The organism is Xenorhabdus eapokensis (assembly GCF_001908105.1).
Genome location: NZ_MKGQ01000020.1, coordinates 5660 through 18264 on the forward strand (window position 1 = coordinate 5660; position 12605 = coordinate 18264).

Below are 12605 nucleotides of genomic sequence, written 5' to 3' on the forward strand. Positions count from 1 at the left end.
CACACGTTGGGTATTTTTGCCAATTTTCAACAAGGTAAAAGTCAACGGGACTGGCTTCAACAAGCCAATGTTATAGGATGTTAAAGTCGAGCATCGCGTCAAATCCTGTCGATTTCAAGTTACAGATCACACACAGCCGCAAATTAGAAAATAACGCGGATAAATTTCAACACAAACTTACTGACCTTACAAAAATTCAGGTTAGACTATTAATCATTGTCAAGGGGGAAGGGTGGATTTGAGGCATAAATAACCAGCACTCTTCTTGGTTGAAATATTGATATATTGAAGAGGTTGATAATGAAATTAACACCTGAAAAATTGCTATCTGCAATAGAAAAATACGCCCATGCTCCTGAGAAACAGCGCTCCTTAACCCAAACGCAGATACAATGGTTTTCCGAGCCTGAAAACGTCTTTTTGTTTATTAATCTGGTATTGATGCTGCCTAAAAAAACAATGACGGAGATGGGGGACAGCATTCATAATTGGCTTGAAGTTGCCATAGGAGAACTTGCATTAACAACAACAAAATTACCGGCTGAGGCCAAACAACTGTTTGAAGAGATCATTGAGCAAATTTTGGTGAATGCCAAAGAAGAGCTCGAGATCAATAGCGAATGCGTATTGTTATGTGTATCGATCCTGAAAAGAAATCAGTTTCATATTAACACGGATATCACCCCACTACTGGATACCTCCCAATATGCTGATAACACCAACATAGAAACTTTTCCGACAAAATCCCCAAACTTAAGCCAACTATTTAAACAGTTTGAAATTCATTCTGGCATTGAATTCGTCAACTTTTTTGAGAGTGGTTTTTCCGTTATTCCTCATGAAACATTGCCTCACTTATTGTCGGAAGTTGCCAAGCATTCATGGGGTATAGATGCCCTGCTACTACTGACTCAGTACTTTGAAGAACCGACTGCCCTTGCCTGTGCACAATCCTTGGACGATTGCCCCGCTTCTGCATGGGCAAACTTATCCTACCTGCAACTTATCAATCTGTGTGCACGGTTTAACCGCCATCCTGCCATTCGTTCTTGTTTTAAGCGTTGGAAAAAGAAGGCGATGTCGCACCACAATAAGGTTCGGAAAACAGCAGAGATACACGAAATATACGCCACTCATGTTGATGGGAATGACTGCGCCAGCATGATGCTGGCAATCACACTGGATGGTCAAAAATACCAAATGAATATGATGCTGGATTTCAAATCGGGTATCCGCGAGAGCTTACTGAATATTTCGCCTGAAAAAACCATCCCCGAACTGATTAAAGAGTTATGCAATCATGAGTCTTATGTTGACTTTACTCCGGTCTCCCCTGACTGGCTGCAACAAATTTTACCGTGGATACTTTCAGTTCAGCAAAATAAAAACACGCCCCTTGATCTCGATTCACTTTATTGGTTGTCACAACTTCCTGTCGAATGGACACAACCAGAAGCATTTGAGCTTGAACACTGGAGCCAAAAGTTCGGTTATCAAGCTGATCTGAAACGACAAGAACGGAATCGCCTTGGTATTACTATGGGGTCATCATTAATATTGAGCTGGCTGGCGCCGGAAGACTGTTTGTTGAAGGCGAAAAAACCCAGGGACTTATTGAAACTCTATTATTATGCAAACCGTGAACTCTTTACTGAACGTCTGACTTATTCCGCTGCAATCGAACAATACAGACTGCCACCACAAGCTCCATATCTAGTAGAGCAATTTTTAGATTTGGCCTATGCCCTCAGAGATCCTTCATTAAACCGCAAGAGGTTTGCTTTATTTGATACTTTGTCTGAACTCAGCTTTGAATATTTCTACATGGAACAAGAGGAAGAGATTGAACCGCAAGGTTTGGTTCTCAAAGTGAGTTTAGTTGATGCCACTCCAGCCGTATGGCGTCGGATCCGTGTCAGCAATCAGCTAACACTCAATGAATTTCATGATGTGATACAAGATGCGATGGGCTGGGAAAATGCGCATCTCTTTCGTTTCAATCTTTTAGGCATCGATATTCCAGAAGAACACTACGACCAAATGTGTATCGGTGCATTTCTGGGTGATGTTGGCGACGAACTCGACTACCAATATGACTTTGGTGATGATTGGCTTCATCAGATAACCGTAGAGAAAGTCCTTGCAAAAGAGGTTATCCAGCCTGAAGTCACCGCAGGTAATGGCATATGTCCGGCAGAAGATTCTGGTGGTATTTGGAATTGGAACTATTTGCTCAAATTGAGGAAAAAGAAAGTTCTGACGGAAGATGAAGCAGAACAATTAGAATTTGTGGGATTATCCCCAAGTGAATTGCCAGAACCTTTTGATAAACAGCAGGCTAATAAAAAGCTTAAGGCGCTAGTCATCCACTAAAAGTCAATAAACCGGAGGAAAAGAATGCCTCCGGTTTTTTTCTTCTTTCAATATTATGAATCAAACTAAAGGGAATTCATTAATGGAAAATGAAAGGCCAGAAAATAAGTTAACCATAGAAGGAATCAACGGGACTTCTCGCATAAATGTACAACAAAAAAACGCCAAAAAAAGTGACCAATTGAGTACTCCAACTCCGGATTGGGTAGCCGAGGAAGTGCCTGTCGCATTAGTTTATAACGGTATTTCCCATGTCGTAATGATGGCGAGTCCAAAAGATCTTGACCATTTCGCTATCGGGTTTTCCTTGTCGGAAGGGATTATTACATCTGCGCAGGAAATTCGGTGGATTGATTCTGTAGTTAGCTGCCACGGTGGTATTGAACTGCACATTGAACTTTCCAGCCGGCGTTTTGCGGAATTAAAAGAGCGTCGACGCAGCATGGTTGGGAGAACGGGTTGCGGTATTTGCGGCACAGAACAACTCGCAGAGATCTTTCGCCCAATTACCCCCCTGCCTTTCACCCAAACACTTTCCCTCTCCTGCCTTGATATTGCACTTACCCAATTACCACATGTTCAGGAAATCGGCGCACTCACTGGCTGTACCCATGCCGCAGGTTGGATTGACTCAGAGGGAAAATTACTTGGTGGTTGTGAAGATATTGGCCGCCATGTTGCACTGGATAAGCTACTGGGAATGCGAGCTAAAACAGGCTGGCAACAAGGTGCTGTGTTGGTTTCCAGCCGTGCCAGTTATGAGATGGTACAGAAATCAGCGAATTGTGGAGTAGAAATTTTATTTGCTGTTTCTGCGGCAACCTCACTCGCCATTGAAGTCGCACAGAAATGTAATCTAACGTTGATCGGATTTTGCAAGCCAGGACGGGCAACAATATATACCCATCCTCAACGATTAGTGAATTAATTACCATCCACGAATTCATTCCATTCTCAAAAAATAACCTAATTTCAATTAATTTACCTCTCATTTGCACCAGCAATGAAATTAAACAAAAAAGAAACAAAATTATAACCTATGGTTTACATCGCTATTTAGCCAACATACATTTTATTTGCTGCATATTTTTTTGCGCACATCATTCACACAAAAAGCTCAGGACGCTCTTATGACAGGATAACAAGACATTCAATACTCTGTGAGGCTGCTTATGAAAAAGGTCAATATATTAATCGCCATGTTAAGCGTTTTTGGATTTACTACCCAGGTTCAGGCAAAAGTTGAGTATGGTATAAGCCAACAAGAAACCGATCCACACCTTGTCATCGGAGAAGTAGATGGTGAACCCGCTCTGGGTATCACTTTACCTACAGTAAAAGATAAATTACTTCCTGCCTCCCAACTAAAAGGTTTCGCTACACTCGACAAGAATGGCATCTATCATGCCGAAGTAGATGGTTCACTTTTCGGTATCGAGAACCAGTATATCGATATCGGTCAGGTTCCCGGTACAGAGGTTTACTTTGGGGAATGGGCACAAAAAACGCCCGATAAATCGGATGTTACCCATACTGTTTTTTATGCGGGTAAAGATGTTACAACCAATCTGCCCACTGGCGGTACTGCGACCTATATAGTAAAAGGCTTGAACCAATATAACGGAAATAATCTCCTCTCCGGCAAACTCGTCGCAAACTTTGATTCCAAAAAACTGAATGGCTCACTGAACAATGATTCATTAAAAATCGATATTGATGCCAATATAAATAACAATGCCGGATTTTCAGGTAAGGCCACAGCCAACGGTAGTATTAATGGGATTACCGATGGGAAATTCTACGGTGATTCCGCTTCTGCTCTGGCAGGGTATGCCAAATTTGATGGCGACAGAAGCAAAGATACTGCTTTTGGTGGTGCTAAAGAATAATGATTTATTCCCCAGAAAACAGTGTCATTTGGGCACTGTTTTCTTCTTCATCTTCTTTACCCTATTTATTTCCAACTTATTTATTTCAAATAAATAGGGGTCTTATCAATCGGGTTTTACTATGTCTGTTCAAAAAAAAGTGTCTGTTCAAAAAAAAGTGTTTGATCAAAAAAAAGTGTCTGAAAAGGAAATATTTCCAATATTACTTATAATATTGCTGATCTCATTTCAGTCTCCGACAGTTTATGCCAATGAAGATATTAGCCACAGGACTTGGCAAGAAGCACAATATAATCAACAACACAATCAACAGAAAAATAACATTCCTATAAAAGCTCGCTTCTCATTAGCCATGACTCATGGACAAGTACTTAAAGCTAAAAACAATCTTAAGGATATCACTCAAGCACTGTATTTTGCTATTAACCAACAGCAGTGGCAAGATGTCAGACGCCTTCTGCCGATTTATCAAAAAATTCCTGGGTACGATCCGTTACTCAGCGATTTTGCTCAAGGCGGGCTAGCTCGCCTTAACGGGAATTTAACGCTTGCTACCTCTTATTATCAAAAGATCTTACGTAAAAAACCAAATTTTACCCGCATTAAACTGGAACTGGCTCGTATTTATTTTGAAGATCACAAAAACCAAGAATCCGAGCAGTTATTTAAGGAAATCAGCAAACAAGATCAGTTACCAGAAATGGTCTTGATGAATATTGACCGTTATCTGGCTGCAATAAACTCAAGAAATGATTGGAGTGGTTCATTCTCATTTGGCTATGCCTATGACGATAATATAAATATGTCTCCGAATCAGAAACCAATCTGTCTGCTTTCTACAAAGGGAAAGTGCATCATTGAACGTGACGTGCCAAAACCTATCAAAGCATGGGGTGGAACTTACAACGCCACCTTAAGCCGACGTTACCCACTTATTGGTCATCACGGCATTTTTGGCCGAGGACTGATTTATGGTGAAAATTATCCCAATTATCACACCGAAAACGAAAATATATTTCTGCTGATCAGTGGCTACAACTATAAAAGCAGAAACCAGGATTTCTCCTTTGGCCCCTTATTCGAATATCAACAACGTGCAGGGAATACCGAATACCATGCCATCGGTGCCAAAATAGAATGGCAGTGGGATATCACCAAACAAACCACCCTCAATGTTGAGTTTGGACATAAAAAATTGAATTATCAGCCGCTTTACAGAGGGAAAGACGGCGAACTTTCCTCATCCTATGTCAGCCTATTGCATGTCATCAATGATAAATTAGTGCTGTTTGGTGGTGGTAATTGGAGCTATCGAAATAATCAACAACCGGCGGATCGCTATCAACAATGGGGAATAAGTGCGGGGATAGCTGGACAACTCTATTCCCGCATTAATGGTTCGCTGCTTGTCACACTGAGGAAACAACACTTTGGCGCTTACAGCCCATTATTGGGTGCCAGACGCCAGGATAATGAACAAATCTATACTGCCACCATTAAATTTCCTGCCGCTAAAATATTGGGCATGACACCCTCTTTCACTTTCCGCCATCGACACAATCGCAGTAATGTGAACTGGTTATACAGTTACGATAAAAACGAAGTACAGATACAGTTAGAAAAATATTTTTAATGCCAATTAATTTGTTAATAACAAAATAACCTCAGTAAATAAAATCCACCAACCTCACATTTTTTAAAAAAAATCAGATAGATCAAACCTCACCCAAAATGCAAAAAATAAAATAAAAATCAATAAAATAAAAAAAGACATTGACTAATAAACCCTATTATTATCGAAACAAATAATAATAATTATCATTTACATTATCATTTGAACAGTGTACGTTTTTCTCGCGCGATAAATCAGACCGTTTTTAAGATTGGGTAACGAGGGATCCCCCATTCCAAACGAGGATAATGATGAAAAAGTTGAACGTATTAATCGCCGCTTTAGGCACATTGGGATTTATGGCACAGGCTCAGGCAGAAGTCGGTTTTGGGCAGAGTCAAATAAGCTCACCAGCATATATTAAGGTTGGTGCAACCGAAACGGGTTCAAATTCACACGGTGGTGCGAGTGGCGATCCTGGTATTGGGATCAGTTCCATCGGTGGAGGAAAACTCATCGGTTTTTCTGGCTTAACTCGCATGGCACCAGCGGACAGTAATGGGATTCATAACATCTCAAGAGCTGGTGCACCAGGCTCTCATGGTGGTATGGGGGTATTCAATTTCAGCAAAGTTGCCAATGCTGATGTTTATTTCGGTGAATGGTCAACTGGTCAGACATCGGATGATTCTCACACCGTTTATTATGCAGGTAAGGATATCACTACCAATATTCCAACAGACGGAACAGCAACTTATACGGTGACAGGTATTAACCAGTACAGCGGTGATAATGCCTTGTCCGGTACATTTACCGCTGACTTTGGTGAGAAAACTCTGGTTGGTTCCATGGAAAATACCGCAATGACAATAGATATTAGTGCCAATATTGGTGCTGATGCTAAATTCGAAGGTATAGCCATAACTGATGATTTGGTTGGAACAACCAATGGTCACTTCTTTGGCGACAGTGCATCCAGTCTGGCTGGATACACCACATTTGAAGATGACAGCTCCAAAGATACTGCTTTCGGTGGTTCTAAACAGTAATCATTAATCTTTCAGAGAACAGTGCTGTTTTTGGCGCTGTTCTCTGTTTTTATTTCTAATAATTGAGCTTTGTGATCTGGTTTCCCAATGTCTGAAAATAGAATTACGCCAATATTATCAACGGCACTTATGGCTCTATGCCTCTCCCTACCCGTTCATGCCGATGAAGATACCTCACGGAAAATCTGGCAAGAAGCACAGCATAATCAACAGGAAAATGAAACCAACCTGATTACACCAGCTCCTATTTTTGTTGAAAATAATGCTTCATTGATTGTCATTAATGGGAAAACGTTTCAGGTAGAAAACAATATTAATGATATCGGCCAAGCGCTATTCCTGGCTATTAACCATAGACAATGGTCAGATGTCAGACGTTTTCTCTCGGCTTATCAAAAATTGCCAGAACATGATGTAATGTTGGTCAATTTTGCTCAGGGTGGGCTGGCACGTCTTGAAGGAAATTTGGATCTCGCCGCCTATCATTATCAACAAATTCTGAATCAACAACCGGATTTTCCCCGTATCGAACTGGAACTAGCTCGCGTCTATTTTGAGGATCATAAAAATCGGGAAGCTAATCAACTGTTTACTGGATTGTATAAAGCACAAAAGTTACCAGAAATTGTGTTGAAAAATATTAACAGCTATCTGGAAGCGATAGAGTTGAGAAACAGTTGGCGTGGCTCTTTCTCAGTCGGTTACGCTTATAACGATAACGTTAATATGTCTTCCGATAAGACTATTTGCCGGAAGTATTTAAGAAATACATGCCATGAAACGCAGCACACACCAAAAGCCATAAAAGTATGGGGTACGTCTTATGACGCAACATTAAGTAGACGCTATCAACTTACTGGTCATCACGGTATTTTTGGTCGTGGACTAATTTATGGCGAAAACTATCGTGATTACCACGATGAGAACGAAAATACATTTCTGCTGATTGGTGGGTACAACTATAAAAGCAAAATCCACGATTTCTCTTTTGGTTCCCTGTTTGAATATAAACAACGAGCAAGTGATACCTATTACCGTGCTACAGGTGCCAAAACAGAATGGCGATGGGCGTTTACTTCCCAAACAGCCCTTAATGTTGAACTCGAGCATAAGCAGCTACGCCATCAGCAAAGTTTCCGCCGGAAAGATGGCAATTTTACCTCAGCCTACCTCACCCTGTTTCATTCTATTAGCAAAGACGTTGTCCTGTTTGGCGGAGGCGATTGGGTTTATCGCAACAACAACCAGTATGCCGAGGATCGCTATCAGCAATGGGGAATTCGGACAGGGATTGCCGGACAGATCTATCCCGGTATCAACGGTTCACTGTTTGCCACACTGAAAAAACGTCATTTTGGTGCTTATAGCCCAATGTTGAGAGCTAAACGTCAAGATAATGAGCAAATTTACAGTGTTGTCATTAAAGTCCCTGCCGCTGAAATATGGGGCATGACACCTTCTTTCACTTTCCGCCATCGACACAACCGCAGCAATGTGGATTGGCTGTACAGCTATAACAAAAATGAAGTGCTAATCAGGTTGGAAAAATATTTTTAACCAAAATGGAGGCATCAATGGCATACCGAGTTAAAACACAGCTCACCCCCATCACTATTGCATTGTCACTGGCATTGTCACTGGCTGCACCGCCTCTGGTTGCCGGATCCGAAGCGACGGTCACAACCTCAAACAGCAAGACAGATTTGGGCAAGATTCGTGTCACGGATAACAGTGCTAAAGATGAAGAGGGTTATAACGCAGTCTATGACAAAGATATTTCCAATATTTATATCGGCAAAAAACAGATAGAACGCTACAAAGGAGCTTCTCCCGCCGATTTAATTAAAGGTGCCGTAGGTGTATATAGCGGTGATGCCCGTAATAGTGGCGCTTTAGATATCAATATCCGTGGTGTTCAGGGGCAAGGGCGCATTCCTGTCACCATTGATGGTACAGAACAATCCATTACCGTAGGACGCGGTTACAATGGTGCCAATAACCGCAATTACATCGATCCAAACCTAATCAGTAGCATTGAAATTGAAAAAGGCCCGTCTCTGAATCGCAGAATCAAAGGTTCCGTCGGTGGTGCCGTATCCATAAAAACCCTAGGCATTGATGATGTAGTGCCAAAAGGGGAAACTTTTGGCATTAATACTAAACTGGAAACCAGTAGCAACTCAGTGAGAGAGCGCACTCCGTCCCTATCATTGGGGCAAGACTACCGCGATATTCCTGACTTTATCCAAAATAAGGTTGAAACCGATCCGGCGTTACAAATTACGCCTCATTCATCGAAAGACAATAAACTGTTTGGCTTCAAAGATAATGCCTTCCGTTTCGCATTAGGAACACGGCAGGAGTATTTTGACCTAATGCTGGCCTATGCATACCGTCGTCAGGGTAACTATTTTGCCGGAAAAGGTGGCGCCCATCGCTATGATGAACCCATTACGGAAAATGACAGGGAACTCATGAAAAATGTCCAGACAACACTGGACCCATATCTGCCTTTTGCTGCTCGTATCTATCGCCCCGGTAATGAAGTTCCCAATACTTCCAATGAAATGCGTTCTGTATTAATTAAAAATACCTGGCATTTCACCGAAGATCAGGCTCTACAATTAGGGTTTCGCAGTACCCATATGGAATTTGGTGATATTATGCCTTCACGCTTGGGCTGGGTTACACCCGAAGAAAATAAAGTTCCTCAATGGCCGTTAGCGAAAGTTCACCAGAAAGCTGCCAATCTGACCTATAAGTGGCAGCCTGAGAATAACCCCTATGTCGACTTCGATATGAACTTATGGACAACTCGCACCACCAGCAATACCAACACCGCCGGAGGATATCCGCGCACTCCCACCGATAGAGACTGGCGTTGGGAAGATGGCCTTGAGGGTAGAAACGCCAATATTGATGGCACATTGATCAATACCGCTATCACCCATTCTCAAAATAATCGTTGGGGTGTCGATCTTTCCAATAAATTTACCCTACACCCTAGTTTAGAGCTGACTTTAATGGGGAATTTCCAACGGGAACGCCTCGATTCCAACGATGATTATAATTCAACTAATCTATATTTCTTCCAGTCACCGGCGCGGAAAGGACAACGCCAGGAAATCAATCTCGCCTTTAACTTCAACTGGCGGCCAGCTTCATGGTTGGAGCTGAATGCTGGAGCCAAGCGCGTTTCTTATTGGTCTCAAGATGATTTGCTTAATGAACGACGTGCCGAAAGGGATGACCATTATCAGAAACAACGGGAAACCATTGGCCATGAAATGAGTTATTGGCGAACAATGACCGAAACAGAAGCTAATATGGAGAGAAAAAGAAAACAATTTATAAAATCAAATAACATCTTGAAAATGAGTCCCGCAGAGAAGCTTGCGTTTATGAATAAACTCGAAACTGAATACTCTGTGGTTGAGACAACTCGTATTAATTCACGTGATGGCCTAAAGCGTAAAATGGTTAGCGAAAAATTCACTTGGAATTACGATCCTGACAATGGCAAGCTCAGTAAAAACAATAACCCCTATTTCAATGGTCAACTGGATATGAATGAAAGGGTTATCGACCCAATAAGTGGCAAAGAAGTCTATAAATATGAATACGGCGAAAAAGTTGACGCAAATGGCGTACCAGGCCCTGCTGTTAACGATCCTTGGGAACCTGCGCCAAAACGTAAGGATCACGCTTGGGCACCTACTTTCTCCGCGACGGCCTATGTCACCGACGATTTCCGTATCTACGCCCGTTATGCCGAAGCGGTAAGAATGCCCAGCATTTTTGAAGATACCGTCGGTTTTTCAGGTTCTACAACCAATCAAATAGGCCATAAATTCAAACCTGAACGTGCCAAAACCGCGGAAGCTGGCTTAGTCTACGATTTCAGCCAATTAGTCAAAGCTGAACGCCATGCCGATATCAAACTCTCCTATTACAACACCATCATTGAAAATGTGTTCGACAGGGACAATACCTATAAATTCTCCCAACTGGACAAACAGAAATTGGCTGGTTTGGAACTACAGGCACGTTACGACAACGGCAGTTTCTTTGCCGATATGGGGTTGGTTTATAACATGAAAAATAAAGTCTGTGACAGTAATTCTGTCATGAGACTGGATTCCCAGAATCGTTATAGCATACCTGAATGTATTGATGGTGGTTTCCCTGGCGGTTATTTACGCACCTCTATCCAGCCAAAATACTCAGCTAACCTGAGCATCGGCGGCCGCCTGTTTGATGAAAAACTGGAGCTAGGCAGCCGAATGCTCTACCACAGCAAGGCAGAAAATAAAGATGAAAAATGGCTGATGAATGCCTTACCAGACATTTATAAGGGACAATCCAATAACCCAATGCGCTGGAATCCGGTATTTACGGTTGATGCCTATATTAGCTACCAAATCACTCCCTCTATATCAATGGAGTTGACTGGCACAAACCTCACTAACCGCTACTATCTCGATCCGCTGACGCGTTCGATGATTCCAGCACCGGGCAAAACCTTTAAACTCAGTTTGACCAGCCAATTTTAGAGATTTGCTGAGAGGATCGTATGACCAACACAGCCATATTAGATAATCCAGCCGCGTGTTCGCCATTAATTTCCAGAAGGAGATTGCTGGTTGGTATCCTAATCGCCGTTTTATTGCATACCAGTTTAATATGGCTGTTTAACCGACATGCTTCATATGATGATGACACGGCACATCATATCAACAACAACGCTTCTACTCTGGGGCTATCCATTATGATGGTTGCAGCACCATCGTGGGAAAATAAACCGGAGCCTGTTTCTTCTCCATCCCCACTTTTAACTGCACCGGAATCACCAACAAAACCAGAACTCGTGCTGGATAGAGCCATTCACCCTGAAAATAAGGTAGCCAAACCGCCAGAAGCCGATAAACCCAAGAAACGTCAAAAGCAGCAGAAAGAAAAACCGCAAGAAATGGCAGAAAAGAAAACCACCCAATCACCGCAGGTAAAGAAAGACAATCAGACAGAGCAGGAAACGCACGGTAGCGATCAGGCTAATTCAGAAGGCAGTATGAGCCGCACAGCGACGTCACAACCTTTGGTGGGACAAGGAAATAGCGAAGTGGACAATTACTATGCAAGACTGCGGCAAGAAATTGAACGTCATAAGCGTTATCCCCGCAAAGCAAAGAGGATGAAGCAACAAGGTTCGGTCATCGTCAAATTTATGCTGCAAAATGACGGCTCCATTACCGCTGCCGGAATCGTTCAATCCTCTGGTAACAGTGCGATAGATAATGAAGCCCTGAAAACCCTCAGTCTCGCTAAATCTGTTGGTTTCAGGCCTGCAAATATGAATCCAGAGGTAACACTTGAGATCGATTTTAAATTGAAATGATGATGAATTCCTCTCAATCTCTTTAGCCAACAAGCCACTCCAAATCATTTGGAATGTGCTAAAAAGACTCTTTATATTGAATAAATAACTAAATATTTTTACCATTCACAATCTGTTATTACTTTTTAATTTTTATTATTTTTTATATGTGTAATTTATTTTATTAAATACATTATTATTTTACCCACTAGGGCGTGTTGACGTTTTGTGAGGGGAATTTGAACAGCATGATGATCTGGTATCATTGTCTTCGCGAAAAAACCATTACTCCAGCTCATCATGCCAAG

The 12605-nt window shown here is 41.9% G+C and carries 8 protein-coding genes; all 8 read left to right on the top strand.

What is annotated here, in order from left to right; genetic code table 11:
• Positions 1–300 precede the first annotated feature (300 nt).
• A complete protein-coding gene (locus Xedl_RS13160) occupies positions 301–2373 on the top strand; it encodes a plasmid pRiA4b ORF-3 family protein (RefSeq protein ID WP_074024304.1) in 2073 nt (690 codons plus the stop codon).
• An 82-nt stretch (positions 2374–2455) separates the two neighbouring features.
• Positions 2456–3301: a formate dehydrogenase accessory sulfurtransferase FdhD gene (gene fdhD / locus Xedl_RS13165; protein WP_074024305.1), complete on the top strand. Its 846-nt coding sequence runs from the start codon at positions 2456–2458 to the stop codon at positions 3299–3301.
• Between the two features lie 244 nt (positions 3302–3545).
• Positions 3546–4262, top strand: a complete 717-nt coding sequence (locus Xedl_RS13170) for a Slam-dependent surface lipoprotein (RefSeq protein ID WP_074024306.1) — start codon at positions 3546–3548, stop codon at positions 4260–4262.
• Positions 4263–4383: 121 nt separating this feature from the next.
• Entirely contained in the window at positions 4384–5895 is a 1512-nt protein-coding gene (locus tag Xedl_RS13175) for a surface lipoprotein assembly modifier (RefSeq protein ID WP_143187437.1), read from the top strand.
• Between the two features lie 287 nt (positions 5896–6182).
• Positions 6183–6923: a Slam-dependent surface lipoprotein gene (locus Xedl_RS13180; RefSeq protein ID WP_244149715.1), complete on the top strand. Its 741-nt coding sequence runs from the start codon at positions 6183–6185 to the stop codon at positions 6921–6923.
• 87 nt (positions 6924–7010) lie between these two features.
• Complete coding sequence (locus Xedl_RS13185) at positions 7011–8480, top strand: surface lipoprotein assembly modifier (RefSeq protein ID WP_074024308.1); 1470 nt, start codon at positions 7011–7013, stop codon at positions 8478–8480.
• Between the two features lie 17 nt (positions 8481–8497).
• Positions 8498–11476, top strand: coding sequence for a TonB-dependent receptor domain-containing protein (locus Xedl_RS13190; RefSeq protein ID WP_074024309.1), 2979 nt, complete (start codon positions 8498–8500; stop codon positions 11474–11476).
• A 20-nt stretch (positions 11477–11496) separates the two neighbouring features.
• The gene (locus Xedl_RS13195) at positions 11497–12318 is read left to right on the top strand and encodes an energy transducer TonB (RefSeq protein ID WP_074024310.1); all 822 of its coding nucleotides are present in this window, start codon (positions 11497–11499) and stop codon (positions 12316–12318) included.
• Positions 12319–12605 lie beyond the last annotated feature (287 nt).